The sequence below is a fragment of the Streptomyces caeruleatus genome (assembly GCF_001514235.1).
In the GTDB taxonomy this organism is placed as follows: Bacteria; Actinomycetota; Actinomycetes; order Streptomycetales; family Streptomycetaceae; genus Streptomyces; species Streptomyces caeruleatus.
This window is the reverse complement of the sequence record NZ_KQ948927.1, coordinates 299,833-325,880: the sequence shown is the minus strand read 5'-3', so window position 1 is coordinate 325,880 and position 26,048 is coordinate 299,833. Positions and strand designations below refer to the sequence as shown.

24 protein-coding genes and 1 riboswitch are annotated in these 26,048 nt (G+C 72.0%); of the genes, 15 read left to right on the top strand and 9 right to left on the bottom strand.

Features of this window, described 5'->3' with window-relative positions; translation table 11 throughout:
* Positions 1-389: 389 nt before the first annotated feature.
* From AQJ67_RS13830 to AQJ67_RS13815, 4 genes are all read left to right on the top strand, one after another.
* Positions 390-935 carry a beta-class carbonic anhydrase gene (locus AQJ67_RS13830; protein WP_062719003.1) on the top strand — a complete coding sequence of 182 codons (546 nt, stop codon included), beginning with the start codon at positions 390-392 and terminating at the stop codon, positions 933-935.
* Between the two features lie 232 nt (positions 936-1,167).
* A complete protein-coding gene (locus AQJ67_RS13825) occupies positions 1,168-2,211 on the top strand; it encodes an AAA family ATPase (RefSeq protein WP_062719002.1) in 1,044 nt (347 codons plus the stop codon).
* Entirely contained in the window at positions 2,208-3,581 is a 1,374-nt protein-coding gene (locus AQJ67_RS13820) for a DUF58 domain-containing protein (RefSeq protein ID WP_062719001.1), read from the top strand. Before AQJ67_RS13825 ends, AQJ67_RS13820 begins: the two co-directional genes overlap by 4 nt.
* Positions 3,578-5,962 (top strand): transglutaminase TgpA family protein, encoded by a 2,385-nt coding sequence (locus AQJ67_RS13815; RefSeq protein WP_062719000.1) that lies wholly within the window; start codon positions 3,578-3,580, stop codon positions 5,960-5,962. Before AQJ67_RS13820 ends, AQJ67_RS13815 begins: the two co-directional genes overlap by 4 nt.
* Before the next feature lie 220 nt (positions 5,963-6,182).
* Here the strand turns inward: AQJ67_RS13815 and AQJ67_RS13810 are convergent, their stop codons facing one another.
* The 3 genes from AQJ67_RS13810 to AQJ67_RS13800 form a co-directional block, all read right to left on the bottom strand.
* Positions 6,183-6,575, bottom strand: a complete 393-nt coding sequence (locus AQJ67_RS13810) for a DUF3040 domain-containing protein (RefSeq protein ID WP_062718999.1) — start codon at positions 6,573-6,575, stop codon at positions 6,183-6,185.
* Between the two features lie 301 nt (positions 6,576-6,876).
* Positions 6,877-7,647 (bottom strand): class I SAM-dependent methyltransferase, encoded by a 771-nt coding sequence (locus tag AQJ67_RS13805; RefSeq protein ID WP_062718998.1) that lies wholly within the window; start codon positions 7,645-7,647, stop codon positions 6,877-6,879.
* 199 nt (positions 7,648-7,846) lie between these two features.
* Positions 7,847-8,419 carry an SAV_6107 family HEPN domain-containing protein gene (locus tag AQJ67_RS13800; RefSeq protein WP_062718997.1) on the bottom strand — a complete coding sequence of 191 codons (573 nt, stop codon included), beginning with the start codon at positions 8,417-8,419 and terminating at the stop codon, positions 7,847-7,849.
* A gap of 165 nt (positions 8,420-8,584) precedes the next feature.
* On the opposite strand from AQJ67_RS13800, the gene AQJ67_RS13795 reads away from it, so the two are divergent.
* The 5 genes from AQJ67_RS13795 to AQJ67_RS13775 all read left to right on the top strand — a co-directional run bounded on the left by AQJ67_RS13795 (position 8,585) and on the right by AQJ67_RS13775 (position 14,627).
* Positions 8,585-9,349, top strand: a complete 765-nt coding sequence (locus AQJ67_RS13795; protein WP_062718996.1) for an ATP-binding cassette domain-containing protein — start codon at positions 8,585-8,587, stop codon at positions 9,347-9,349.
* Positions 9,321-11,405, top strand: coding sequence for a YhgE/Pip domain-containing protein (locus AQJ67_RS13790; protein ID WP_062718995.1), 2,085 nt, complete (start codon positions 9,321-9,323; stop codon positions 11,403-11,405). The genes AQJ67_RS13795 and AQJ67_RS13790 overlap by 29 nt, the downstream gene beginning before the upstream one ends.
* 23 nt (positions 11,406-11,428) lie before the next feature.
* On the top strand, positions 11,429-12,058 hold the full coding sequence (locus AQJ67_RS13785) for a TetR/AcrR family transcriptional regulator (RefSeq protein WP_062718994.1): 630 nt from the start codon (positions 11,429-11,431) through the stop codon (positions 12,056-12,058).
* 384 nt (positions 12,059-12,442) lie between these two features.
* Positions 12,443-13,057: a DUF4126 domain-containing protein gene (locus tag AQJ67_RS13780; RefSeq protein ID WP_062718993.1), complete on the top strand. Its 615-nt coding sequence runs from the start codon at positions 12,443-12,445 to the stop codon at positions 13,055-13,057.
* A 55-nt stretch (positions 13,058-13,112) separates the two neighbouring features.
* The gene (locus AQJ67_RS13775; protein WP_062718992.1) at positions 13,113-14,627 is read left to right on the top strand and encodes a phytoene desaturase family protein; all 1,515 of its coding nucleotides are present in this window, start codon (positions 13,113-13,115) and stop codon (positions 14,625-14,627) included.
* A gap of 85 nt (positions 14,628-14,712) precedes the next feature.
* On the opposite strand, the gene AQJ67_RS13770 is transcribed toward AQJ67_RS13775, so the two are convergent.
* The 6 genes from AQJ67_RS13770 to AQJ67_RS13745 form a co-directional block, all read right to left on the bottom strand.
* The gene (locus AQJ67_RS13770; RefSeq protein WP_062718991.1) at positions 14,713-15,690 is read right to left on the bottom strand and encodes an SCO2102 family sporulation regulator; all 978 of its coding nucleotides are present in this window, start codon (positions 15,688-15,690) and stop codon (positions 14,713-14,715) included.
* A gap of 57 nt (positions 15,691-15,747) precedes the next feature.
* Positions 15,748-16,671 (bottom strand): methylenetetrahydrofolate reductase [NAD(P)H], encoded by a 924-nt coding sequence (gene metF / locus AQJ67_RS13765; RefSeq protein WP_062718990.1) that lies wholly within the window; start codon positions 16,669-16,671, stop codon positions 15,748-15,750.
* A gap of 244 nt (positions 16,672-16,915) precedes the next feature.
* A complete protein-coding gene (gene thiE / locus AQJ67_RS13760; protein WP_062718989.1) occupies positions 16,916-17,575 on the bottom strand; it encodes a thiamine phosphate synthase in 660 nt (219 codons plus the stop codon).
* Positions 17,576-18,044: 469 nt separating this feature from the next.
* Complete coding sequence (locus tag AQJ67_RS13755; protein ID WP_062718988.1) at positions 18,045-18,416, bottom strand: Rv2175c family DNA-binding protein; 372 nt, start codon at positions 18,414-18,416, stop codon at positions 18,045-18,047.
* A 68-nt stretch (positions 18,417-18,484) separates the two neighbouring features.
* Complete coding sequence (locus AQJ67_RS13750; protein WP_079055951.1) at positions 18,485-19,714, bottom strand: NAD(P)/FAD-dependent oxidoreductase; 1,230 nt, start codon at positions 19,712-19,714, stop codon at positions 18,485-18,487.
* A gap of 32 nt (positions 19,715-19,746) precedes the next feature.
* Complete coding sequence (locus tag AQJ67_RS13745) at positions 19,747-20,097, bottom strand: avidin-fold protein (protein WP_062718986.1); 351 nt, start codon at positions 20,095-20,097, stop codon at positions 19,747-19,749.
* A 52-nt stretch (positions 20,098-20,149) separates the two neighbouring features.
* Positions 20,150-20,261: riboswitch (TPP riboswitch) on the top strand.
* Between AQJ67_RS13745 and thiO the strand changes: the two genes are divergently transcribed.
* The 6 genes from thiO (at position 20,259) to AQJ67_RS13715 (ending at position 26,042) form a co-directional block, all read left to right on the top strand.
* Complete coding sequence (thiO, locus tag AQJ67_RS13740) at positions 20,259-21,425, top strand: glycine oxidase ThiO (RefSeq protein ID WP_062719347.1); 1,167 nt, start codon at positions 20,259-20,261, stop codon at positions 21,423-21,425. Its footprint overlaps the riboswitch before it by 3 nt.
* On the top strand, positions 21,422-21,688 hold the full coding sequence (thiS, locus tag AQJ67_RS13735; RefSeq protein WP_244190452.1) for a sulfur carrier protein ThiS: 267 nt from the start codon (positions 21,422-21,424) through the stop codon (positions 21,686-21,688). The genes thiO and thiS overlap by 4 nt, the downstream gene beginning before the upstream one ends.
* A 3-nt stretch (positions 21,689-21,691) precedes the next feature.
* A complete protein-coding gene (locus AQJ67_RS13730) occupies positions 21,692-22,486 on the top strand; it encodes a thiazole synthase (protein WP_062718985.1) in 795 nt (264 codons plus the stop codon).
* Between the two features lie 119 nt (positions 22,487-22,605).
* Entirely contained in the window at positions 22,606-24,543 is a 1,938-nt protein-coding gene (gene pknB, locus AQJ67_RS13725; RefSeq protein WP_062719345.1) for a Stk1 family PASTA domain-containing Ser/Thr kinase, read from the top strand.
* Between the two features lie 34 nt (positions 24,544-24,577).
* Complete coding sequence (locus AQJ67_RS13720) at positions 24,578-25,477, top strand: deoxyribonuclease IV (RefSeq protein WP_062718984.1); 900 nt, start codon at positions 24,578-24,580, stop codon at positions 25,475-25,477.
* Positions 25,478-25,553: 76 nt separating this feature from the next.
* Positions 25,554-26,042: a DUF4396 domain-containing protein gene (locus AQJ67_RS13715; RefSeq protein ID WP_062718983.1), complete on the top strand. Its 489-nt coding sequence runs from the start codon at positions 25,554-25,556 to the stop codon at positions 26,040-26,042.
* The last annotated feature ends 6 nt before the right edge of the window (positions 26,043-26,048 follow it).

Here is a 26,048-nt window from a genome sequence, read left to right as displayed (position 1 = left end):
CGCCCCGACAGAGTGGGGACCCCCAGTGAAGGGGAGGCCTGCCGGCGCCGGAAGCGTCAGCCGACCGGGAGCGGGAGGAGGCCGAGCCGTGCGTACGCGCCGCGCACGCGGGGAGACCTCCGGAAAATCGCCGGGGTCTCCGGGGAATTCAGTCCAGCAGGGAGTCTCGCCTCCCGCTTCGCGTCACTTTAGTCCACGGTGTCTCGCGGTCAATCAACCGGCCTGCGCGTCGCCACTTCGGGTTCCGGCCCAGCCGCCCCATGCGTGAAATCGCTCGTATGGGCGCACTCACGCCACCCCTGTGGGTTAGCTCACAACAAGACTCAATGGCGTTCTTTGTCCCCCCTCACAGCAGGACCATTTCGGACGTGACCAGTAACGTCATGGGTATGACGACTTCTGCATCGGTTCCCGCTGGTCCCGAGAGTGCGATAGTCCGCGGCACGGTCACCGACCGCCTGGTCGAGGCCAACGGACGCTACGCCTCCGCGTTCACCGACCCGGGCATGGACGCCCGCCCCGTGCTCCACGTCGCCGTCGTCGCCTGTATGGACGCCCGGCTCGACCTGCACGCCGCGCTCGGCCTGGAACTCGGCGACTGTCACACCATCCGCAACGCCGGCGGCGTCGTCACCGACGACGTGATCCGCTCGCTCACTATCAGCCAGCGCAAGCTCGGGACCCGCAGCGTCGTGCTGATCCACCACACCGGCTGCGGCCTGGAGTCCCTCACCGAGGACTTCCGCACCGAGCTTGAGCTGGAGGTCGGCCAGCGGCCCGCCTGGGCGGTGGAGTCCTTCCGGGACGTCGACCAGGACGTGCGGCAGTCGATGCAGCGCGTGCGCACCTCGCCGTTCCTGGAGCACACCGACGACGTCCGCGGCTTCGTCTTCGACGTGAAGACGGGCCTGCTGCGCGAGATCGACCCCGCGTAACCCTCCGCCTCAGCTGTCGTTTCGCTGTCAATTCCGGCTTCGGGGGGCGCAAAAGGCCCTAAGCCCTGACATATCGCGGACAGTTGTCCACAGTCGAGTGACACGAATCGGTAACGGCAGCAAGAATGCGAGTGTGACAGCACGCGGAACATTCCCCGCGTGGTGTCCGTGTTCCAGGGGTGGGCCGGTCCGCATCGCGTCGGCCCGGAAAGAACGGGCCGAGGAGGGCCGGGTGACGACCTATGACGATCGAGCGAGCCTCACTGATCTGACCGCCACTGTGGAGCGTGTCCGCAGTTCGGTGGAGGGTGTGATCGAGGGCAAGCCCGAGGTCGTACGGCTTTCGCTGACCGTACTGCTCGCCGAGGGACATCTTCTGATCGAGGATGTCCCCGGCGTGGGCAAGACGATGCTGGCCAAGACGCTGGCGCGGTCCATCGACTGTTCCGTCCGGCGTATCCAGTTCACGCCGGACCTGCTGCCGTCCGACATCACCGGTGTGTCCATCTGGGACCAGCAGCGCAAGGACTTCGAGTTCAAGCCCGGCGCGATCTTCGCCCAGATCGTGATCGGCGACGAGATCAACCGCGCCTCGCCGAAGACGCAGTCCGCGCTGCTGGAGTCCATGGAGGAGCGCCAGGTCACGATCGACGGCCAGACCTACGAGCTGCCGAGCCCCTTCATGGTGGTGGCCACCCAGAACCCGGTCGAGATGGAGGGCACCTATCCGCTGCCCGAGGCCCAGCGCGACCGCTTCATGGCCCGTGTCTCCGTCGGCTACCCCAGCGTGGAGGCCGAGCTGCAGATGCTGGACGTGCACGGCGGCGTCTCGCCGCTGGAGGACCTCCAGCCGGTGGCGCACGCGCACGACATCGTGAAGCTGATCGACGCCGTCCGCGGCGTCCACGTGGCCGAGCCGGTGCGCCGGTACGCGGTGGAGCTGGTCGCCGCCACGCGCACCCACCCGGACCTCAGACTCGGCGCCTCCCCGCGCGCGACGCTGCATCTGCTGCGCGCGGCGAAGGCGTCGGCGGCCCTGAGCAGCCGGGAGTACGCGCTGCCGGACGACGTGCAGGCCCTCGCCGTGGCCGTCCTGGCCCACCGTCTGCTGCCCACCGCGCAGGCCCAGCTGAACCGCCGTACCTCCGAGCAGGTCGTCCAGGAGATCCTCCAGCGCACCCCGGTGCCCGCCGCGCCTCAGCAGCAGAGCGGCTTCGGTGGCCTGGGACGCGGTACCGCGGTGTACGGACAGCAGCCGCCGCGGAGGCTCGGATGACCTCCGGTGGGACCGGGCAGGCGGAGGCGGACCGTGGCGAGAAGAGCGGGATGCGCACCGCACTGGCCGGTCTGACCACGCGTGGCCGTTCCTTCCTGGCCGCCGGCATCGCGGCCGCCGTCTGCGCCTACGTGCTCGGCCAGAGCGACCTGCTGCGCGTCGGCCTGCTGCTGGCGGTGCTCCCGCTGGTGTGCGCCACGGTGCTGTACCGCACCCGCTACCGGGTCGCGGGCAGCCGAAGGCTCTCCCCCGCGCGCGTGCCCGCCGGCAGCGAGGCCCGCGTGCACCTGCGGATGGACAACGTCTCCCGGCTGCCCACCGGCCTGCTGATGCTCCAGGACCGGGTGCCGTACGTCCTCGGGCCCCGCCCACGCTTCGTCCTGGACCGGGTGGAGGCGGGCGGCCGCCGCGAGGTGTCCTACCGGGTCCGCTCCGACCTGCGCGGCCGCTATCCGCTGGGCCCGTTGCAGCTGCGCCTGAGCGACCCGTTCGGCATGTGCGAACTGACCCGCTCCTTCTCCACGCACGACACCCTGACGGTCATCCCGCGCGTGGAGCCGCTCCCGCCGGTGCGCTTCAGCGGCGAGGCGAAGGGGTACGGCGACGGGCGGCAGCGCTCGCTGGCGCTGGCCGGCGATGACGACGTGATCCCGCGCGGGTACCGCTACGGCGACGACCTGCGCCGCGTGCACTGGCGCTCCACCGCGCGCTACGGCGAGCTGATGGTGCGCCGCGAGGAGCAGCCGCAGCGCTCCCGCTGCACGGTGCTGCTGGACACCCGGGGACTGGCCTTCCAGGGCGCGGGCCCGGACTCGGCCTTCGAGTGGGCCGTGTCGGGCACGGCGTCCGTGCTGGTCCACATGCTCGAACGGGGCTTCTCCGTCCGCCTGTTGACCGACACCGGCAGCTCGGTGCCCGGCGAGGGCGCCGACGGGTTCGCGGGTGCGAGCCAGGAGTCGGCGGACGCGGCCGGGCTGATGATGGACACCCTGGCGGTGATCGACCACTCGGACGGCACGGGTCTGTCGCGGGCGTACGACGTGCTGCGCGGCGGCAACGAGGGGCTGCTGGTCGCCTTCTTCGGTGACCTCGACGAGGAGCAGGCGGCGGTGGCCGCCAAGATGCGCCAGCGCAGCGGCGGCGCGGTGGCCTTCGTGCTGGACAGCGCGGCGTGGGTGCGGGAACCGACCGATGTGTCCGGCGCGTTGGACAGGAGCGGGGAGCGGCTGCGGATGCTGCGGGAGGCGGGCTGGACGGCCCTGAGCGTGCCGCGGGGCGCCTCGCTGGAAGAGCTGTGGCGTCAGGCGGACCGAGCTCGTACGGACGCGGTCGCGGCCGGTGGCGCGCGGGGCGAGGGGGGACGGCCATGAGCGGGCGGACGCGGATGGCGCTGTGCGCCGCGGTGGCCACACTGATGGCGTCCTGTGCCCTGCTGCCGCTGGTCTCCCCGGTCACCTGGCTGATCCAGGCGGTCTTCCTGCTGGCGATCCAGACGGGCGTGGGCATGGCGGCCCGGCGGGTACCGCTGGCCCGTCCCCTGACGGTGGCCGTGCAGGCCCTCGTCGCCCTGATGCTGCTGACCCTGGTCTTCGCCGACAAGCAGGCGATCATCGGTGTGATCCCCGGCCCGGAGGCCTTCCGTCACTTCGGCGAGCTGCTGCAGGCGGGCGCGGACGACGTCAGCCGGTACTCGATCCCGGCGCCGCTGTCGGACGGCATCCGGCTGATGCTCATCGGCGGTGTCCTGGTCATCGGCCTGGCGGTGGACACCCTCGCGGTGACGTTCCGCAGCGCCGCACCGGCCGGGCTGCCGCTGCTGGCGCTGTACTCGGTGGCCGCGGGGCTGGCCGACGGCGCCGGGGACTGGCTGTGGTTCCTGGTGGCCGCCGCGGGCTATCTCATGCTGCTCCTGGCCGAGGGCCGGGACCGGCTCTCGCAGTGGGGCCGGGTCTTCGGCGGGGCCCCGCGCGGAGCGGGCGGCGATCCGTCCGGCGCGCTGGCCCCGGTCCGCACGGGCCGGCGCATCGGCGCGGTCGCGCTGGGCATCGCCCTGGTGGTGCCGGCCGGACTGCCCGCGATGAACGGCGGCCTGCTGGACGCCGCGGGCGCCGGCGTGGGCTCCGGCAGCGGGAGCGGCGGCACGATCTCCGCGGTGAACCCGCTGGTCTCGCTGCGGGACAGTCTGAACGTGGAGGAGGACCGCGAGGTCCTGAGCCTGAGGACCGACACGGCCGACCTGTCGGACCTGTATCTGCGGATCGTGTCCCTGGACGACTTCGACGGCACCACCTGGCAGCCGGCCAAGCGCAACATCCAGGCCGTGCCCGATGAGTTCCCGACGCCCCTCGGCCTCGGCCCGGACGTCCGGCGCACCCAGGTCGAGACGACGATCTCGGCCGCGGACTGGTACGCCCAGAACTGGCTGCCGATGCCGTACCCCCCGAGCGGCGTGGACATCACCGGCAACTGGCGGTACGAACCGCTGGGCATGACGGTCGTCGGCGACCGCCGTCAGACCACGCGCGGGGCGACGTACACCGTGCGCAGCCTCGACGTACAGCCGACGGCGGAGCAGTTGGCGAACGCGCCGGAGCCGCCCTCCGCCCTGAAGCGCGAGTTCACCAAGCTCCCCGACTCGCTGCCCGCGGTGGTCGCCCGGACCGCGAGCGAGGTCACCGAGGGGTCGACCAGCCACTACGAGCAGGCCGTCAAGCTTCAGGAGTACTTCGCGATCACGGGCGGCTTCCAGTACGACACCAACGTCAAGGTCGGCAGCGGCCGGCAGGCGATAGCGCGCTTCCTGAAGGACAAGCAGGGCTTCTGTGTCCACTTCTCCTTCGCGATGGCGGCGATGGCCCGCTCGCTGGGCATACCGGCCCGGGTCGCGGTGGGCTTCGCGCCCGGTACCCCGCAGAGCGCCAGCTCGGTCTCGGTGGGGCTGAGGGACGCCCACGCGTGGCCTGAGCTGTACTTCGAGGGCGTGGGCTGGACCCGCTTCGAGCCGACGCCGACCCGGGGCTCGGTGCCGGCGTACACCCAGTCGGACACGCCCGGCTCCACGCTGCCGGACGTGGCTCGGCCCACGCAGTCCGCCAGTACGGGCCCCTCCGCCTCGCCCTCCGCGAGCGAGAGCTGCGCGGGGCGGAACCCGCAGCTGTGCGCGAGCGAGTCCCCGGCCGCCGCACCGGCCACGGATGACGACGGGCCCAAGTGGTACCTCGTCCTGGCGTGGTCGCTCGGTGGAGCCGCGGCGCTGCTGATCCCCTTGGCGCCGATGCTGTGGCGGCAGCGGACGAGGGCCAGACGGCTGGGAGCGCATGGCCGCACGCAGGCCGACGTGTCACTGCACGCGTTGGCGGTCTGGCAGGAACTGACGGACACGGCCTGGGACTTCGGCATTCCACCGGAGGACTCCCAGACCCCCCGCAAGACCGCCGCCCGTATCGTGCGGCTGGGCCACCTCGACCCGGCGGCCGCGGCCTCGGTGCACCGGGTGGCCGACGCGGTGGAACAAGTCCTCTACGCGCCCAGTCCCCGCCCGGTGGCCGGCCTGGCTGAGGATGTCCGTGGCGTCGTGTCCGAGCTCGGCTCCAAGGCCGACCGGACGACGAGGCTGCGCGCTCTGCTGGCCCCACGCTCCAGCGTGCGGGTGGTCTGGGAGCTGTCGGAGTGGTGGATCACCGTCAAGCAGCGGGCCGCCGCGGCCCGACCGACGCTGCGCAGGCCGTCCACTCCGGGTCAGCGGGGGTGACGGTGGGCTGAGGGGGCGGGGAGGGGCCTGGCCCCTCCCCGCCCCCGGAAGCCTTCACTGCTCCGGCCCAGCACCACGTCAGTGCAGGAACAGGTCAGCAGGAGTCAGGCGTACGTCCAGTCATTCGCCCAGGCATCCAGGCATTCGTCCAGGCATACGTCAGGGGGTGGCCACCCACCGGTGGTCACCCCCTGCGTCGGTATGGGAGCTGCTTGTCGAGCTAATGGCCGCCCTGTTCGTCGCGGCGGCGCTGCCAGCGCTCTTCGATGCGGTCCATCATGGAGCGCTTCTGGCGTGGCTGGCGGCGGGCCTGCTGACCGCCGGCGGGCTGTTCGCCCGGCTTGGGGGCCTTGCGCCAGCCGGTCACGGCGAGTACCGCACAGCCCAGCATGACGAGGAAGCCCACCACACTGAGCCAGACCTGCTTGGCGACCATTCCAGCCATGAGGAGCGCGATACCTACGAGGAAGCCCGCGACCGCCTGGTAGACCCGTCGCCGGGTGTACGTACGCAGCCCGCTTCCCTCAAGCGCTGTCGCGAACTTGGGATCTTCGGCGTACAGCGCTCGCTCCATCTGCTCGAGCATTCGCTGCTCGTGCTCCGAGAGCGGCACGGAGTCCTCCTCATCGTGCAGTCGCCGGGGCGACCCGGGGGGTCCCTTCAGGATAGGCAGGGAATCGCCCCCGTGAAACCCGCCCCTCTACGCCAATTGGCCAACCGGGCTCCGCCATGGACGTCCCGGCTCACTGAGATCTGCATTCCCCAGCGGCCGACCCGTCATGCCGGAACGGTCTCCCTCGATCATACGGCGCCCGGCGTCCGATCGGGGGGCCTGTGGCGTACTCCATGTGCAGCCAAGTCCCTGATCAACGGCGCGCTCCCGAGGTCCGCCGACGGACGGCACGGCGGGCGGCTCAGGCCCCGGCGGTCTCCCCCGTCTCGCCGAGCACGTGCAGCTGGGTGGCCACCGAGTGGAAGGCGGGCAGCTCGGCGGCCGCCTCCTCCAGCTTCAGCAGCGCCTCCAGGGCGCCGGGCTCGGTGTCCACCAGGACCCCGGGCACGAGGTCGGCGAAGACGCGGACACCGTGCACGGCGCCGACGGCGAGGCCGGCGCCCTCGACCAGTGCCGTGAGCTGCTCGGCGGTGAACCGGCGCGGCACCGGGTCGCCCTGGCCCCAGCGGCCGTCCGGGTCCTGGAGGGCCTGCTTGGCCTCCTTGAAGTGACCGGCGAGGGCCCGCGCCAGCACCGCTCCCCCGAGACCGGCGGCGAGCAGACTGAGGACGCCCTCGGCGCGCAGGGCGGCCACCGCGTTGCGGACACCCTCGGCGGGGTCGTCGACGTACTCCAGGACGCCGTGGCACAGCACGACGTCGTACCCGCCGCGCTCGACCACGTCGAAGAGGCCGTGCGCGTCGCCCTGGACGCCCTTCACCCGGTCGGCGACTTCGGCCTCGGCGGCGCGCCGCTCCAGGGCGAAGAGCGCGTTCGGGCTGGGGTCCACCACGGTGACGCGGTGGCCGAGGCGGGCGAGGGGCACCGCGAAGTTGCCGCTGCCGCCGCCGGTGTCGAGGACGTCGAGCGCCTGGCGACCCGTGGCCTTCACACGGCGGTCCAGGGCGTCCTGGAGGACCTCCCAGACCACGGCGGTACGGAGGGCGGCGCGGGGCCGCATAGGGTCCGACACGGCAGTTGACTCCTCGGCGCGGCACCGCCACTTGCACGGCGGAGCGAACGGGCTGCCTCCCCGGCCAGGGTCACGCGGGGTGGGAAGGCTTCAGGCGCCCTCCACCCTATTGCCTGCGGCGGCGCGACCGGCCATCGCGGTGCCGCGCGACGCCGCCCGTCCCCTCCGACGGACCGGCCCCGGTCCGGCTGTTTCGCCGTCAGCCGGCGTCCGGCATGTCGTCGCGCGCGTGACGCGAGCCCACGCCCTCCTCCCCGTCCGCGTCCGTTCGTGGCTGGGGCAGGACCGGCTGGAGCACCAGCATCCGCTCGACGAGGCGCAGGAACATCGCCACGTCGCGTATCAGGTCGTCTGCGTCCCGGCGGCTGGCCGCGCCCTGGATGCCCGCCTCGGCCCGGGCGCGGCGCCGGGCCCCGGAGGCGAACAGCGCGCTCCACTCGGCGAGTTCGGGCGCGATCTCGGGGAGCACTTCCCACGCGCTCCTGATCCGGGCCCGGCGCTTGGACGTGGGTTCCGGGCGCCCCCGTGCGGCGAGTACGGCGGCGGCTGTGCGCAGGGCGGAGAGATGAGCTGTGGCATAGCGCTCGTTCGGAGTTTCCAGAACGGCGGCCTCGTCCAGTCCGGCACGGGCCTGGGCGAGCAGGTCGAGGGCGGCGGGCGGGGCCGTGGCCCGGCGGAGCACGGGGTGCACATCGCTCGCCGGGCCGGTCAGTGAGGGGGCAGGGCCGGCGGCGCCGCGCCGACGGGCGGCTGCCGCGTGATAGCTGGCCATGACGAACCTCCTGTCGTCTGTGTGACGGCATGCCCGCTACGGGATGCCGTATGTGCCCATCGTGGGGTATGGCACTGACAATCCGTTCTGACCTGCGCTTTTGCATCGATCGAGCATTCGGGCTAGTTTTTGCACTGACCAGTCAGTTCAAATAAGGGGGCAGGGATGGGGGGAACCGTGGCCGCATCCGGCGTCACGGCCCACGGCCTCGGGCTCGAAGGGCCACGCGGATGGGCGTTCCGCGGGGTCTCCTTCGAGGCGGAGGCCGGTTCGCTGATCACGATCGAGGGGCCGTCCGGTACGGGCCGTACGTGTCTGCTGCTCGCGCTCACGGGACGCATGAAGCCCACGGAGGGCTCCGCCGCCGTCGGCGACGCGGGGCTGCCCAGGCGCATGGCGGCGGTGCGGCGGGTGAGCGCCCTGGCCCACGTTCCGGGTGTGACCGACCTGGATCCGGCCCTGACCGTCGCCGAGCACCTCCACGAACGTGCGCTGCTTCAGCGGCGGTTCGGCGACTCGGTGCGCGGGCTGCTGCGCCGGCGGGGCGAGCGCGGTGGCGAGGAGCGGCGGCGGATCGACGCGGCGCTGAGGACGGCGGGCCTGGACCTGGAGTCCCTGCCCAAGAGCTCCCGTACGGCTGTACGGGATCTGGAGCGGCTGGAGGCGCTGCGGCTGTCGATCGCGCTGGCCCTGATCGCGAACCCGCGCGTGCTCGGCGTCGACGACACCGACCTCAAGCTCTCGGACGCCGAACGGGCCGAGGCCTGGGCGCTGTTGAAGTCGATCGCCGAGGCCGGGACGACGGTCGTGGCGGTGTGCAGCGAGGCACCCGACGGCGCCGTCAAGGTGTCCACCGCCCCGAAGACCGCCGCCCCGCAATCCGATGGAAAGGAGGCCGCCGATGCGCTCGCCGAGGCTGGCCGCGCTTGAACTGAGGCGCTTCGGCCGGGGGAAGCTGCCGCGCGCCGCCCTGGTCGCGCTGCTGGTGCTGCCCCTGCTGTACGGCGCCCTGTACCTGTGGTCGTTCTGGGACCCGTACGGCCGTCTCGACCGCATCCCCGTGGCCCTCGTGAACGACGACAAGGGGGCGAAGGCCGGCGACAAGGAACTCACCGCCGGCGACGACATCACCAAGGGGCTGCGCGAGAGCGACGTCTTCGACTGGCGGGAGGTGAGTGCCGCCGAGGCCGAGAAGGGCGTCGAGGACGGCACTTACTACCTGTCGCTGACCATGCCGGCCGACTTCAGCGAGCGGATCGCGTCGAGCGCGGGCGACTCGCCGGAGACGGGCGCCCTTCAGGTGCGTACGAACGACGCGAACAACTACATCGTCGGGCAGATCTCGCGGACGGTCTTCAGTGAGGTGCGCGAGGCCGCGTCCACGAAGGCGTCGCGGTCGTTCCTGGACCGGATCTTCGTCTCGTTCTCCGACATCCACGGCGCGACGGTCAAGGCCGCGTCCGGTGCCGACCGGCTCGAAGGCGGCATCGGGAAGGCGGAGAAGGGCTCCAAGGACCTCGCCGACGGGCTGAAGGAGGCCAAGAAGGGCAGCGGCAAGCTGTCCACGGGTCTGAAGAAGCTCAACAAGGGCGCGGGCGACCTGGAGACCGGCTCCCGGCAGGTGGCCGAGGGGACACAGACGCTCGCCGACCGGGTCAACGGGGTCGACAACAAGATCGGCCCGTTCTTCCAGGACAACGAGAAGACCATCGGGGACACCGCGAAGCTGGTCGCCGACACCTCCGGGGCGATCCGCGACAACCTCGACGACCTGGTGGAGCACGCCCCGGGCGCCGCCAAGGGCGCCCACGCGGCCTCCGCCGTGCTGAACGGCGTCTACGAGGCGCGTTGCGAGAAGGCGGTCCTGCCCGACCCGGCCTGCGCCGACCTGAAGAAGGCCAAGAGCTCGGCCGCGGACGTCGCGACGATCGCCGACGACCTCAACACCCTGATCGCCGACCACGACGGCGACCTGAAGAAGCTCGACAAGAACCTCGCCACCCTCCAGAAGCAGTCGCAGGCACTCGCCGACCGGGCGCCGCGCCTCTCCGAGGACCTCGACGACGCCGTCACCCGGATCAACAAGCTGAACCAGGGCGCAGCCAAGGTCGCCGCGGGCGCCAAGAAGCTGCACTCCGGCCTCGGCGGGGCCAAGTCCGGCGCGGCGGACCTGGACACCGGCGTGGGCGAGCTCAAGACCGGCGCGGTCGACCTCAACGGCGGCATCTACAAGCTCGTCGACGGCTCCGGGAAGCTCTCGGACGGGCTGCACGACGGCGCCGAACAGATTCCCGACTACGACAAGAAGGCCCGCGAGCAGCGCACCGAGGTCATGTCCGACCCGGTCCAGCTCGTCTCCCGGGACATGCACAAGGCGGCCAACTACGGCACCGGGTTCGCCCCGTACTTCATCCCGCTGTCCCTGTGGGTGGGCGCGATGGTGGCGTACATGCTGATCTCCCCGATGAACCGGCGCGCGCTCGCCGCGGGCGCCTCCGCCTGGCGGATCGCGCTGGCCGGCTGGCTGCCCGTGGTGGCGATCGGGATCCTCCAGACCGTGGCGCTGATGTCTGTGCTGCACTGGGCCATCGGCCTTCAGATGGCACGAGCGGCCGGCACGGTGGGCTTCCTGTTCCTGGTGACGGCCTGCTTCTCGGCGATCGTGCAGTGGCTGAACGCCCGCTTCGGCGCGGCGGGCCGGATCCTCGTCCTGGCCCTGCTGATGCTCCAGTTGACGTCCGCGGGCGGCACGTACCCCGTACAGACCAGCCCGGGCTTCTTCAACGCGCTCCACCCCTTCCTGCCGATGAGCTACGTCGTGGAGGCACTCAGGAGGCTCATCACGGGCGGCGGTCTCGAACCGGTGTGGCACGCGTGCGTGGTGCTCGCCGCCTTCACCGCGGGCGCCGTCGCGCTGACCGCGCTGTCGGCCCGGCGCCGGCAGGTGTGGACGCTCGACCGGCTGCACCCGGAGCTGACCCTGTGAGCGCGCGCGGGACAATCAGGGCCATGGAAAGCAGCAACGCCGCGTCGGGCGGCAGCACGCGCCGTGAGGCCACCCGGCAGAAGCTCTACGAGGCAGCCGTCACCCTCATCGCCGAACAGGGCTTCTCCGCCACCACCGTTGACGAGATCGCCGAGCGGGCCGGGGTGGCGAAGGGCACGGTCTACTACAACTTCGCGAGCAAGTCGGTCCTCTTCGAGGAGCTGTTGCGTCACGGAGTGGGCCTTCTCACCGCCTCCCTCCGGGAGGCGGCCGAGCGGACCGCCCGGGACGGCGGCACCAAGGTCGACGCCCTGGACGCGATGGTCCGCGCGGGCCTCGTCTTCATCGACCGCTACCCGTCCTTCACTCAGCTCTACGTCGCCGAGCTGTGGCGGACGAACCGGACCTGGCAGTCCACGCTGATGGTGGTCCGCCAGCAGGCCGTGGCGGTCGTCGAGGGCGTACTGCGCGAGGGCGTGGAGAACGGCGAGTTCAGCGAGGAGATCGACGTCGCGCTGACCGCCTCCGCACTGGTCGGCATGGTCCTGGTGGCCGCGCTCGACTGGAAGTCGTTCCAGCCGGAGCGCTCCTTGGACGACGTGCACTCGGCGTTGTCCCGGCTGTTGCAGGGCCGGGTGAGCGGGCGCCGCTGAGCAGACGAAAGCGCCGGTCCGAAGTGGCCGCGTCCCCCGCGGGCCACTGTCGAACCGGCGCCTTCTCGTGCTCCCCCGTACCCCGTTTCCCCCGTACTCCCCCGTGATCCCCCCGCCGGGCCCCCGTTCGGTGTTCCCCCGGGTCCCCCGGTCTCGCTCCCGCCGACGCCTGGCCGGCGGAAGGAGCGGATCCGGGGTAGCTCCGTTCCGGCGCCCCGTGTCGCCGGTGCCGGAGCCGAACCCCTTCTCCGTGCCTCCACTCTCTCGTTCACGCAGGTCGGCCCCCATCCGCGCGCGTACTCATCTCACCGGCTAGGTACGCGTACTCAGGCCTGCGCACTCATCCCCAGGACCGTCCGTCGCCCACTGGTTACGATCGCGTCCGTGTCCATACTTCCCTTGATCTTCACCAGCGCCTGGGCCAGCGGCATCAACTCCTACGCCGTGGTCCTGCTGCTCGGCGTGTTCGGCGCGACCGGGCTGAGCGACGAGGTGCCCGAGGCGCTGCAACGGCCCGACGTACTGATCGCGGCTGGTGTGCTCTTCCTGTGCGAGGCCGTCGCCGACAAGATCCCGTACGTGGACTCGGCGTGGGACTCGGTGCACACGGTGGTCCGGCCGGTGGCCGGCGCGGTCGTCGCGGCACTGCTCGCCGGGCAGAGCGGGTCGCTGCCGGAGCTGGTGGCGGGCGCGGTCGGCGGTTCCACGGCGCTGGTCAGCCACCTGGTCAAGGCCGGGACACGGATGGCGGTCAACACCTCGCCGGAGCCGTTCAGCAACATCGTGGTGAGCATCGCCGAGGATCTCGGGGTCGGCGCCCTCATCACCCTCGCGATCTTCTACCCCGTCGCCGCCGCGGTCATCGCGGGCACCCTGCTGCTCGCCGGCCTGCTGCTGCTTCTCTTCCTCGTCTCGCGGATCCGTCGCTTCCTGCGCCGCAGGGCCGAACGGCGGGCCGAGAAACGGCTCGGGCAGACGGTGACCCAGCGGTCCGGCTGAGCCGTCCTTCGAGGTCAGTGGGCCATTGTCAGTGGCGGCCGATAAAGTCCCACGCATGGCACGGATTGCGGTGATCGGCGCCGGGATGGGCGCGATGGCGGCCGCTGCCCGGCTGGCCGTCGCGGGCCACCGGGTGGCGGTGTACGAGCGTACGGAGACGTACGGCGGAGCGGTGCGCCGCTTCGAGCGCGACGGCTTCGGGTTCGACACGGGCCCCGGGCTGCTCCCGCTCCCGGCCGTCTACCGCGACCTGTTCATCAAGACCGGCAAGGAGCCGCTGGAGGCGTGCGTCGAGCTGGTCCAGGTCGACCCGTCCGCGCGGCACGTCTTCGCGGACGGCACCGAGCTCTCCGTGCCGAACGCCTCGCGCGCGGGCGTCGTGGCCGCCCTCGACGAGGCCCTGGGCGCCGGAACCGGCGGCCGCTGGGGCGACTTCCTGGTCCGTGCCCGCGAGGCGTGGGACCGCACGCGCAGACCTCTGCTGGAGGAGCCCCTGTGGCCGAACTGGCAGGTGCTGGCCGACCGCGAGCCCTATCCGGCGGTCCCCCACAAGCGACTCCTGCGCACCCGCCGGGCCGGCACCCTCGCCGAGGTCGGCGCCTGGGAGCTGCGCGACCCCCGGCTCGTCGCCCTGCTGGAGAGCCACGCGCTCGCGTACGGCCTGGATCCGCGCGCGACCCCGGCGAGCGCGGCTGTGCTGCCGTACCTGGAGCACGCGTTCGGGACCTGGTATGTGCGGGGCGGCATACGGGAGTTGGCGCGTGCCGTGTACGAGCGGTGCGTGGCCCGTAAGGTCGAGTTCCATTTCGGTGCCGAGGTCGTCGGGGTCCTGGAGAAGGACGGCCGGGCGGCCGGGCTGGAGCTGGGCGACGGGTCGACGGCGGAGGCGGACTTCGTGGTCGCCGGGGTCACTCCCGGGGTGCTGGACCGCCTCGTCCGGGAGTCGGCGGTCCGGGGCGCCGACGAGGTCGCACCCCAGCGCGGGGCGGCGAGCCGTCTGACGGTGCTGCTGGCGCTGCGCGGCGCCCGGCCGGAAGCCACGGCGCACCGCACGGTGGTGCATGCGACGGATCGCGAGACCGAGTTGGGCACCCTGTTCGGCGCCGCTCCGGGCGTGGCCGCGCGACCCACGGTCGCGGTGCTGCGGCCCGACGATCCCGAACTGGTTCCGGACCTCGGTCATGAGGCGATCACGCTCAGCTCGGTGGTGCCTGCGCGGCCCACTGGGGACTGGGCGGAGCGGGAGGTCCTCGACCTGCACGCCGAGCAGCTGATCGCCGTCGCCGAGCGTGCCGTGCCTGGCCTGCGCGACCGCCTGCTCTGGCATGAGGTGTGCACTCCGGCCGACATCGCGGAGGCGACCGGCGCGGAGGGCGGAGCGGTTCCGGCGCCCGCGCTCGCCGCAGGTGACGGACGTCTGCTGCACCCGTCCAACAGCACTGCCATGCAGGGCCTGCTCAGAGTCGGCGGCTGGTCCCACCCCGGCGGCGGTCTCCCCCACGCCGGTATGTCGGGCGCGCTGGTGGCCGGGCTGATCGTGGAGGGGCCGGAGTTCCGGGGGTCGCAGTGAGCCGCGCGTAGGGCGTCTCGCGTAGGGCGTCTCGCGCAGGGCGTCTCGCGCAGGGCGTCTCGCGCAGGGCGCGCCCCGTGGGCCGTCAGAAGCGGTACTGCTCGTCGTACCCGTTCCCGTGGCCCTGGCCCTGGCCCTGCTGTTGGCCGTCGCCCTGGTACGGGTACTGCTGCTCCGGCGGGAGTTCGCCGCCGTACGTCTCGTCGGTGCGCTGCTGCGGGACCCAGACGCCGCCGGGTGGGGTCTCGCCGTAGGTGCCGGTGCCGGTGGCGTACTGGTCCTGGGCGTAGCCCTGCTGGCCGTACTGCTGCTGGCCGTAGGCGTCGTAGGAGCCGTCGCCGTAGGTCTGGGTGCCGATGTACGGGTCGGAGTAGGCGGCGTACTGCTGCTGGCCGGTGGCGTCGTAGCCGTACTGCTGCTGGTCGTAGCCGGAGTAGCCGGCGTCGTACCCGTAGCCCTGGTCGGCCGTCGCGTACTGGTCCCGGGGCTGGCCGGCGGCCGCGTAGTTCTGGTCGGCGGCGGCGTGGGCCGGGTCGCTGTATATGCCGTACGAGCCGGTGTCCTCGGGGAGGGGCTGCGGCTCGTAGACGGAGGTCGTCTCCGCGGCTGCGGGTCGGTCCGGGCGGGAGGGGGTGAAGACGTCGTCGCGGTCGTAGTCGTCCTGGCCGTAACCGGCGTCGCCTCGACCGTAGTTGGCGTCGTCGCCCGCGAAACCGCCGGTCGCCTCGAGGTCGGAGACCTCCAGGGTCGGATCCTGGCGGTCCGGTTCGCCGCGGCGGCGCTTGGCGGCGGCCAGGGGGCCGAGGGCCGGTGCGGAGACGGCCCAGCCGGCCGAGAAGCCGCGGCGGAACGACAGCGTGACGTAGGTCTGGCCGACCGCGAACGCCGCCGCGCCCAGACCGATGACGATGACGGACGGGATCAGTACCCCGACCACGACGCCGAGGAAGCCGACGAAGGCGAGCAGCCGCCAGCGCAGCCGCGCCTTGTACTGCAACAGCACTTCGCCCAGCAGCCACAGCGCGACGACGCCGAACGCGATGTAGAGGACCGTCCAGCCCATGTACGCCCCTCTCCCAGTGGCCGCCTGCGCAGTGTGACGTATATCAGGACGGCCGGTCTAGGCCTGCGGTGGATGGTGCAGGCCCAGGTTCTCGTAGATTTCCAGCGTCGCCGTGGAGTTGTTGAGCGTGATGAAGTGCAGTCCGGGCACTCCCTCGGCCAGCAGCCGTGCGCAGAACTCCGTGGCGAACTCGATGCCAATGGAGCGTACAGCCGCCGGATCGTCCTTTGCTGTGAGGATCCGCTCTTTCAGGGCGGCCGGGAAGGAGGCGTTGGTGAGGGACGGGATGCGCTCAAGCGTCCTTAGGCTGGCGATCGGCATGATCTCCGGAATGATCGGGGTGTCGCACCCGGCGGCCGAGACACGGTCGCGCAACCGCAGGTAGTCCTCGGGTTCGAAGAACATTTGCGTGATCGCGTAGTCCGCGCCGGCGCGGCACTTGTCGACGAAGTGACCGACGTCCGTCTCCCAGTCGGCGGAGCGCGGGTGCATCGCCGGGAAGGCCGCGACGCCGACGCAGAAATCTCCGGACGCCTTGATCAGTTCGACGAGCTCGGCGGCGTAGGTCAGCCCCTGCGGGTGCCGCACCCAGTCGCCGAGCGGGTCGCCGGGCGGGTCGCCGCGCAGGGCCAGCATGTTGCGGATCCCGGCGTCGGCGTACTGCCCGATGATGTTGCGCAGGTCGGCCACGGAGTGGTCGACGGCGGTGAGGTGGGCGATCGGGGTGAGCGTGGTGTCCGAGGCGATGGCCTCGGTCGCCTTGACCGTGCCCGCACGGGTGGAGCCGCCCGCGCCGTATGTCACGGAGACGAAGTCGGGTCCGACCGCCTCTACCCGGCGCAGCGCGTTCCACAGGTTCCGCTCGCCCTTCGGGGTCTTGGGGGCGTAGAACTCGAAGGAATACGTCGTCTTGCCGGTCGCGAGCATCTCGCGCACGGTACGAGCGTGGTCCGACCTGATGGATGCGGTGCCGAGGGCCATACTCGCAGGTTAGCCAGGGGTCCCCGGTCCCCCAACCGGGCGCCGGACATTTGCCGGAATTGTCGGGTTGTTGTCCACGCCTTGGACAGCAAGAGGTCACAGAGCAACATCACCGGGGCCGGACGGGGCCCCGGGGACCGCGAATCCCGCGAATCCCTCGTGTGCTGACCACTGGCTGAGACGGTCCAGGGCAAGAGTGAGACGCGGCTCAGTGAGACGCGGCTCCTCGATGAAGCCGCCGCGGCTACGCCTGCCGCAGCCGCTTCGCGAACTCCGCCGCCGCCTCCGCCGGGTCGGCCGCCTCGGTGATCGCCCGTACGACCACGACACGGCGGGCACCCGCGTCCAGCACCTCGTCGAGGTTGGCCAGGTCGATGCCGCCGATGGCGAACCAGGGGCGGTCCGTGCCGAGCGCGGCGGTGTGCCGGACCAGGTCGAGGCCGGGGGCGTGGCGGCCGGGCTTGGTGGGGGTCGGCCAGCAGGGGCCGGTGCAGAAGTAGTCCACGCCGTCCTGGACCGCGGCCGCGGAGGCCTCGGACTCGGCGTGCGTCGAGCGGCCGACGAGCACGTCGTCGCCGAGGATCGCGCGGGCGGCGGGTACCGGGAGGTCGCCCTGGCCGAGGTGCAGTACATCGGCACCCGCGGCGTGGGCCACGTCGGCACGGTCGTTGACCGCGAGCAGCTTGCCGTGCCGGGCGCAGGCGTCGGCGAAGACCTTCAGATGCTCCAGCTCCTCGGCCGCCTCCATGCCCTTGTCCCGCAACTGCACGATGTCGACACCGCCGGCCAGCACGGCGTCGAGGAACTCCGCGAGATCGCCCTGCCGCTTACGGGCGTCGGTGCAGAGGTAGAGCCGGGCATCGGCGAGCTGAGCGCGGGCGGTGCCTGCGGCGGTGTCGGACATACGGGAGCCCCCTGTGATCGGGTTGCCGGGCGGGTGACGTCGGGCTGGTGCCGGACGGTGGCACGGTATCCGGAGCGGCACGGTACCTGGGGGACGGCGCGGGGGGCCGTGGGCGGGCTTGCCGGCTGGCGAGCAGGGGCTGGCCTGCGGCTGGCGGCGAGGGCTGCCCTGCGTCTGGCGAGCAGGGGCTGGCCTGCGGCTGCGGCTGCGGCTGCGGCTGCGGCTGCGGCTGCGGCTGCGGCTGCGGCTGCGGCTGCGGCTGCGGCTGCGGCTGCGGCTGCGGCTGCGGCTGCGGCTGCGGCTGCGGCTGCGAGAAGCCTGCCTCGGGGCAAAGCAGCTAACCGACGCACGGGCCGGGCCGGAAGGCGCTCTGCCGCACGCGCCTCGCAGGCGCGCCCAAGCGACACCGCGCCCCCGCGGCCGCGGCCCGGCCCGTACGCCGGACGGTGTTCGGATCAGTTGGCCGGGGTCAGACGGCGAGCGCCTGGGCGCGGCGCTTCACCTCCGTGCCGCGATTCTCGCTGAGGGCCTGCGCGGGGGTGCCGGGCAGGCTCTCGTCGGGGGTGAAGAGCCACTCCAGCATCTCTTCGTCGGTGAAGCCGTCGTCCCGCAGGAGCGTCAGGGTCCCGGACAGGCCCTTGACGACCTTCTGCTCTTCCCCGTCGATGAAGGCGGCGGGGACGTGCAGTGCGCGGTTCTCACCACGGCGTACGGCGATGAGCTGGCCGTCCTTGACCAGCTGCCGCACACGCGTCACCTCGACATCGAGCATCTCTGCGATGTCGGGCAGGGTGAGCCAGGCGGGGACGAGAGCATCGATCTTTGCGTCAATCTCGGTCACGGGACAAGCCTGCCATCTGCCACTGACAGTCGGAAGCCAGGCCGGTCCACCCGGGCAGGGCCGGCGCGCTACGCCGTCGCCGCCTTCATCGGCCTGGCCGGGTCCACCAGCAGCTCCGCGTTCATCGGTGTGCCCGCCTCGATCAGCCGCCGCCCCTGCGCCAGATCCCTCGGCCGGCCCACCGCCAGCAGGGCGACGAGACGGTCGTCCCTCAGCCAGCAGACCGTCCAGGCGGGCCCCGAGGGGTCGCCGCGCCACAGCAGCGTGTCGGCGGCGCCGTGATGGCCGGCGTACTGGACGAAACGGCCGAACTGCTCGGACCAGAAGTACGGCACGGGGTCGTAGACGGCGGAGGTCTCGCCGAGGATGTTCGCGGCGACCGTACGAGGGCCCTGGAGGGCGTTGTCCCAGTGGTGGACCAGCAGGCGCTCGCCATACCTTCCCGAAGGGAAGGAGGCGCAGTCGCCCACCGCGTAGACGTCCGGCACGGAGCTGCGCAGCCGGTCGTCGGCCACGACGTCGCCGTGCGCTCCGAGCTCGATGCCGGAGCCGGCCAGCCAGGCCGTGGCGGGCCGGGCCCCGATGCCGACCACGACGGCGCCCGCGGGCAGCCGCGAGCCGTCGTCGAGGATCACCGACCCGGGTTCGACGCGCTCCACGCGCGCGTGCGTGCGCAGCACCGCCCCGCTGTCCTCGTACCAGGCGGTCATCGGCGCGGCCACCTCCGCGGGCAGCGCCCCCGCGAGCGGCCGGTCGGCGGCCTCCACGACGGTCACCGCGCAGCCCGCCTCGCGCGCGGCCGTCGCGAACTCCGCGCCGATCCAGCCCGCGCCGACGACCACGATGTCGTGCTGCCGCGCGAGCACCGGCCGCAGCCGCTCGGCGTCGTCCAGGGTGCGCAGCAGATGCACACCGGGCACGCCCTCCGCGCCCGGCAGCCGGATCGGTTCGGCCCCGGTGGCGAGGACGAGGACGTTGTACGGGACGGGCCCGGCCTCGGTGTCCAGTTCATGGTCGGCGGGGCGCACGCCCAGCACCTCGTGCCCGAGCCGCAGTTCGATGCCGAGCGTCTCGAAGTCCACGTCGAAGGCGGAGCCCTCGGCCTTGCCGAGCAGCACGGCCTTGGACAGGGGTGGCCGGTCGTACGGCTGGTGGGGCTCGGCGCCGATCAGGGTGACGGTCCCGGTGAAGCCCTGCTCCCGCAGGGCGACCGCTGTCTGCACCCCGGCCATGCCCGCGCCGGCGATGACCACGCGGGGCGTCGCTGTCGTACCCCGTTGCTGCGTCTGCTCGCTCACCTGATCACCATAGACAAGTGACTGTCCGTCAGTCAGGGGGCGTGCTCGGTGAGCTGCTCCACAACGCTGGTGCCCGACCCGTCCTGCGACTCCCACTCCCAGGTCTCGTCCAGTCGCACCCGCCCGTCGGGCAGCTCGACCACCGTCGACACACAGTGCCCCGAGGACGTCGTCCCGTCCGGCTTCAGCTGCACGTACCGGAAGTCCAGCCGGTCGCCGTCCCTGGTGCCCACCAGGTGCCCGCGCACGACGTCTCCGCCGGCGTACTCGGCCCAGATCTCGCCGTCCTTCTCGTGGTACGTGAACCGGGTGCGGGTACCCACCTGACCTGGGGCTTGGTCGGCCACGGGGGCGAGGACGAGACCGTCGAGCGAGCGGGGCACGGGCTGAGGCTCCCTTACTGAGACTTACGGCGGCGGGCTAGGGTGGCCAACGTAGAGCACTCGCGGGAGCCCGGACGCACCGGGCTGAGAGGGAGGCTGGCGGCCTCCGACCGTACGAACCTGATCCGGGTCATGCCGGCGAAGGGAGGGGCTGGACGCCCATGTCGCGTACGCGAACGTCAGACGTCCTCGTCATCGGGGGCGGAATCATCGGCCTGGTCACGGCGTGGCGGGCCGCGCAGCGCGGGTTCACGACGGCCGTCGTGGACCCCGAGCCGGGCGGCGGGGCCGCCCAGGTGGCCGCGGGAATGCTGGCCGCCGTCACGGAACTGCACTACGGCGAGCAGACCCTGCTCGGCCTGAACCTCGCCTCGGCCCGCCGCTACCCGGACTTCGCGGCCGAGCTCACCGACGCCACCGGCCACGACCTCGGCTACCGCCGGTGCGGCACGCTCGCCGTAGCCCTGGACGCCGACGACCGGACCCACCTGCGCGAACTGCACACCCTGCAACGCCGGTCGGGGCTGGACTCCGAGTGGCTGTCGGGGCGTGAGTGCCGGCGTCTGGAGCCGATGCTCGCGCCGGGCGTGCGCGGCGGGCTGCGGGTGGACGGCGACCACCAGATCGACCCGCGGCGGGTGGCCGGTGCGCTGGTGGCCGCGTGTGAGCGGGCGGGGGTGGTCTTCCACCGCACCTGGGCCGAGCGCCTCGACGTCGTGCGGGACCGGGCGGCCGGAGTCACCACGACGGGCGGTACCGAGCTCGGCGCCGGCCAGGTGGTCCTCGCGGCCGGCAGTCTCAGCGGACGCCTCGCCGGCGTCCCGGACGACGTGCTGCCGCCGGTGCGTCCCGTGAAGGGCCAGGTACTGCGGCTGACCGTGCCGAAGCGGTACGCGCCGTTCCTGAGCCGGACCGTGCGCGCCGTGGTGCGGGGCAGCCAGGTGTATCTGGTGCCGCGCGAGAGCGGGGAGCTGGTCGTGGGGGCGACGAGCGAGGAGCTGGGCTGGGACACGACGGTGACCGCGGGCGGGGTCTACGAACTGCTGCGCGACGCCCACGAGCTGGTGCCCGGCATCACGGAACTGCCGCTCACCGAGACCCGCGCGGGTCTGCGCCCCGGCTCCCCCGACAACGCGCCGCTGCTCGGCCCGACCGAGCTGGCCGGGCTCTCGCTGGCCACCGGGCACTACCGCAACGGCGTGCTGCTCACGCCGGTCACCGGCGACGCCATGGCCCATGTCCTGACCACCGGTGAACTCCCGGACGAGGCCCGTCCGTTCACGCCCCGGCGCTTCGGCGCCGCCGCCCTCACGGAGCAGCCTGCATGAACATCCCGGTCAGCCCGGTCCCCCCGGTCACCCCGGTCACCCCGGTCACCCCGGTCACCCCGGTCACCATCTCGGTCAACGGCGAGCGTCGGCAGATCGAGCCCGGCACGGCTCTCGACACGCTCGTCAAGTCCCTCACCGCGGCGCCCTCCGGAGTGGCGGCCGCCCTCAACGAAACCGTCGTCCCGCGCGCGCAGTGGCCGTCGACGTCCCTCTCCGAGGGGGACCGCGTCGAGGTTCTCACCGCTGTCCAAGGAGGCTGAACCATGGCCGACGATCCCTTCGTCATCGGCGACACGTCCTTCACGTCCCGGCTGATCATGGGCACGGGCGGGGCGCCCAGCCTGGAGGTCCTGGAGCGGGCGCTGGTGGCGTCCGGCACGGAGCTCACCACGGTCGCGATGCGGCGGGTGGACCCTTCGGTGCACGGCTCCGTGCTGTCGGTCCTGGAGAAGCTCGGGATCCGGGTGCTGCCGAACACGGCGGGGTGCTTCACGGCCGGAGAGGCCGTGCTGACGGCCCGCCTCGCGCGCGAGGCGCTCGGTACGGATCTGGTCAAGCTGGAGGTCATCGCCGACGAGCGGACGCTGCTGCCGGACCCGATCGAGTTGCTGGACGCCGCGGAGACGCTGGTGGACGACGGGTTCAGGGTGCTGCCGTACACGAACGACGACCCGGTGCTGGCGCGGAAGCTGGAGGACGTCGGCTGTGCGGCGATCATGCCGCTCGGCTCCCCGATCGGGTCGGGGCTCGGCATCCGCAATCCGCACAACTTCCAGTTGATCATGGAGCACGCACGCGTGCCGGTGATTCTGGACGCGGGCGCCGGCACGGCGTCGGACGCGGCGCTCGCGATGGAGCTGGGGTGCGCGGGCGTGATGCTCGCCTCGGCGGTGACGCGGGCGCAGGAGCCGGTGCTGATGGCCGACGCGATGCGGCACGCGGTGGAGGCGGGGCGTCTGGCGTACCGGGCGGGGCGGATTCCGAAGCGGCACTTCGCGCAGGCGTCGTCTCCCGCGGAGGGCATCGCACGGCTGGATCCGGAACGCCCCGCATTCTGAACGCGCGTTCGATAGAAAGTCTTCGGCCAATGAGGCGTCCGTCACAGGTCGGCTTCAGTACCAGCCCGATCCCGGCCGAACCCGTCGGCGTGTCAGTGTCGGCTCGTACACTCACCTGCGTGGATACGACCCTTCAGGACCCTCTGGTCGGGCAGGTGCTCGACGGCCGGTATCGCGTGGACGCGCGGATCGCCGTCGGCGGGATGGCCACGGTCTACCGGGCCGTGGACACCCGCCTGGACCGCGTGCTCGCGCTCAAGGTGATGCATCCGGCGCTGGCGGTGGACGGGGTCTTCGTCGAGCGGTTCATCCGGGAGGCGAAGTCCGTCGCCCGGCTGGCGCACCCCAATGTGGTGCAGGTCTTCGACCAGGGCACCGACGGGTCGTACGTCTATCTCGCCATGGAGTACGTCGCGGGCTGCACCCTGCGTGACGTCCTGCGCGAGCGCGGGGCGCTGCAGCCCCGGGCCGCCCTGGACATCCTGGAGCCGGTGCTCGCCGCGCTCGGTGCCGCGCACCGGGCCGGTTTCGTGCACCGGGACATGAAGCCGGAGAACGTGCTGATAGGGGACGACGGCCGGGTCAAGGTCGCCGACTTCGGGCTCGTCCGCTCCGTGGACACCGTGACCAGCACCACCGGTGCCGTGCTCGGCACCGTCTCCTATCTCGCGCCCGAGCAGATCGAGCAGCCCGGCGCCGCCGACGCCCGCGTCGACGTGTACGCGTGCGGGGTCGTGCTCTACGAGATGCTCACCGGCGACAAGCCGCACGACGGGGACTCCCCCGCCGTGGTGCTCTACAAGCACCTGCACGAAGACGTCCCGCCGCCCTCGGCCATCGCGCCGGGACTGGCGTACGAGCTCGACGAGCTGGTCGCCTCGGCCACCGCGCGCACCCCGGATCTGCGCCCGTACGACGCCGTGGCACTGCTCGCGCAGGCCCGGGAGACGCGGGCCGCGCTCAGCGAGGACCAGCTGGACGCGATGCCGCCGCAGGCCCTCACGACGGAGCACGGCAACGCCGACGACCGTACGAGCGTGATCCCGCGCGCGCTGACGATCCAGCGGCCGCTGCCCGTGAACGAGGACGAGCCCGAGGCCGTCTTCAACCGGACCAGCCGACTGGAGACGCCCCCGCCCCCGCCGCCCCGGCGAGGGCGCACCACGCGTGCTCCGCGCGGACCGCTGCTCGTCGTCGCCGCCGTCCTGCTGGCCCTCGGCCTCGGCGTCGGCATCTGGTACATCAACTCCGGCCAGTTCACCGAGGTCCCCCCGCTGCTCTCCAAGACCGAGGCACAGGCCAAGGACCGGCTGGAGGACGCCGGGCTGGAGGTCGGCAAGGTCGAGCGCGCGTACAGCGACACCTTCGACCGCGGCACCGTGATCAGCTCGAACCCGAAGTCGGGCGCCCGTATCCGACAGAACGACTCCGTCAGTCTGGTCCTCTCGCTGGGGCCGAAGACCGTGAAGGTGCCCGATCTCCAGGGCTACCCTCTGGACAAGGTGAAGAGCGAGCTGAAGGAGCTCGGCCTGGAGCCGGGCGTCGTGAACCGGGAGTTCAACGACGACGTCACCAGGGGCTCCGTGATCTCCTCGGTCCCCGGGACCGGCACCAAGGTCCGCTCCGGCTCCGCGATCGAGCTCACCGTCAGCAAGGGCAGCCCGGTGGACGTCCCGGACGTCACCGGCGAGAGCCCGGCCGACGCCCGGGCCGAGCTGGAGGAGGCCGGCCTGAAGGTGAAGATCGCCCCCGCACGGGTCAACTCCGAGTTCGACGCGGGCCAGGTCGCCCAGCAGACGCCGGCGTCGGGCGGCAAGCCGGCCGCCGAGGGCGACACCGTCACCCTGACGCTGTCCAAGGGCCCCGAGATGATCGAGGTCCCGGACGTGGTCGGTGACAGCGTCGACGACGCCACGGCGGAGCTGAAGGCCGCCGGCTTCGAGGTCGACGAGGACCGTGGCCTGCTCGGCCTGTTCGGCGACACGGTCAAGAAGCAGTCCGTGAAGGGCGGGAAGACCGCGCCCAAGGGGTCGACGATCACGATCACCATCCGATGACCGGGGCCGGTGGCGGCCATGACACCCTGAGCAGGTGAAGAGTCAGCAGTCCGCCACCCCGGGAACCCCTCCCGGCCCCTCCCGCAATCCCGTCGGCGGCCACGTCCCCGTGGCCGGCGGCCTCAGCTCCGTCGGGCTCACCTACGCCCACGACCTCAAGGCCGAGACCGTCCAGGTCTTCGTCGCCAACCCGCGCGGCTGGGCGACGCCGGCTGGTAACCCGCGGCAGGACGAGGAGTTCCGCGCGATCTGCGCGGCCGAGTCGATCCCGGCGTATGTGCACGCGCCGTACCTGATCAACTTCGGCTCGCACACCGAGGCGACGGTGGAGAAGTCGGTGGAGTCGCTACGGCACTCGCTGCGTCGCGGCCGGGAGATCGGCGCGCTGGGCGTGGTCGTGCACACGGGCAGCGCGACCGGTGGCCGGGAGCGGTCGGTGGCCCTGAAGCAGGTACGGGAGCACCTGCTGCCACTGCTCGACGAGCTGACCCACGACGACGACCCGTTTCTGCTGCTGGAGTCCACCGCCGGCCAAGGCGCCTCGCTCTGTTCCCGCACCTGGGACTTCGGGCCGTACTTCGAGGCGCTGGACGCCCACCCGAAGCTCGGCGTGTGCCTGGACACCTGCCACATCTTCGCCGCCGGCCATGACCTGACCGGCCCGTCCGGCATGCACCAGACGCTCGACCTGCTGGTGGACACCGTCGGCGAGGGGCGGCTGAAGCTGATCCACGCCAATGACTCCAAGGACGTCGTGGGCGCGCACAAGGACCGGCACGAGAACATCGGCGCGGGTCATATCGGCGAGGACCCGTTCCGGGCGCTGATGACGCACCCGGCCACCAAGGGCGTACCGCTGATCATCGAGACGCCCGGCGGAAGGGAAGGGCACGCGGCGGACGTGGAGCGGCTGAAGAAACTCCGGGACGTGTAAGCCGTTACGGAATACCCCAGGGGGGTATACGGTTCTTGCTCGATGCAGGAACCGTGACCTGACATTGGGGGCCGTCATGCAGCACGAAGCACACGCGTCACACGCTCACCACCACGAGACGGCGGCGACCAGCAGCTGGGCGATGGCCGTCCGGGCCACCCTGCACTGCCTCACCGGCTGCGCCATCGGCGAGGTACTGGGCATGGTGATCGGCACCGCCCTCGGCTGGGGCACGGTGTCGACACTGATCCTGGCGATCGTCCTGGCCTTCTTCTTCGGCTACGCGCTGACGCTGCGCGGCGTACTGAAGGCGGGCGTCGGCCTGCGCGCCGCGCTGAAGGTGGCGCTGGCCGCGGACACCCTCTCGATCGCCGTGATGGAACTGGTCGACAACGGCGTGATCGTGCTGTGGCCGGGCGCCATGGACGCCGAGCTCACCGACCCGCTGTTCTGGTGGGTCCTGGCCATCGCGCTGGCCGTCGCCTTCGTCCTGACGACACCGGTCAACAAGTGGATGATCGGGCGCGGCAAGGGCCACGCGGTGGTGCACCGGCACCACGGCTGACCGGCG

Excerpts from the sequence above, each read along its gene's own strand:
- AQJ67_RS13830 (WP_062719003.1), top strand. The coding sequence starts at position 390 with ATGACGACTTCTGCATCGGTTCCCGCTGGTCCCGAGAGTGCGATAGTC.
- AQJ67_RS13795 (WP_062718996.1), top strand. The coding sequence starts at position 8,585 with ATGGGGGGAACCGTGGCCGCATCCGGCGTCACGGCCCACGGCCTCGGG.
- AQJ67_RS13785 (WP_062718994.1), top strand. The coding sequence starts at position 11,429 with ATGGAAAGCAGCAACGCCGCGTCGGGCGGCAGCACGCGCCGTGAGGCC.
- AQJ67_RS13730 (WP_062718985.1), top strand. The coding sequence starts at position 21,692 with ATGGCCGACGATCCCTTCGTCATCGGCGACACGTCCTTCACGTCCCGG.
- AQJ67_RS13770 (WP_062718991.1), bottom strand. The coding sequence starts at position 15,690 with ATGGGCTGGACGGTCCTCTACATCGCGTTCGGCGTCGTCGCGCTGTGG.
- metF (WP_062718990.1), bottom strand. The coding sequence starts at position 16,671 with ATGGCCCTCGGCACCGCATCCATCAGGTCGGACCACGCTCGTACCGTG.
- thiE (WP_062718989.1), bottom strand. The coding sequence starts at position 17,575 with ATGTCCGACACCGCCGCAGGCACCGCCCGCGCTCAGCTCGCCGATGCC.
- AQJ67_RS13790 (WP_062718995.1), top strand. The coding sequence starts at position 9,321 with ATGCGCTCGCCGAGGCTGGCCGCGCTTGAACTGAGGCGCTTCGGCCGG.
- thiS (WP_244190452.1), top strand. The coding sequence starts at position 21,422 with ATGAACATCCCGGTCAGCCCGGTCCCCCCGGTCACCCCGGTCACCCCG.
- AQJ67_RS13820 (WP_062719001.1), top strand. The coding sequence starts at position 2,208 with ATGACCTCCGGTGGGACCGGGCAGGCGGAGGCGGACCGTGGCGAGAAG.
- AQJ67_RS13800 (WP_062718997.1), bottom strand. The coding sequence starts at position 8,419 with ATGGCCAGCTATCACGCGGCAGCCGCCCGTCGGCGCGGCGCCGCCGGC.
- AQJ67_RS13815 (WP_062719000.1), top strand. The coding sequence starts at position 3,578 with ATGAGCGGGCGGACGCGGATGGCGCTGTGCGCCGCGGTGGCCACACTG.
- thiO (WP_062719347.1), top strand. The coding sequence starts at position 20,259 with ATGTCGCGTACGCGAACGTCAGACGTCCTCGTCATCGGGGGCGGAATC.
- AQJ67_RS13775 (WP_062718992.1), top strand. The coding sequence starts at position 13,113 with ATGGCACGGATTGCGGTGATCGGCGCCGGGATGGGCGCGATGGCGGCC.
- AQJ67_RS13715 (WP_062718983.1), top strand. The coding sequence starts at position 25,554 with ATGCAGCACGAAGCACACGCGTCACACGCTCACCACCACGAGACGGCG.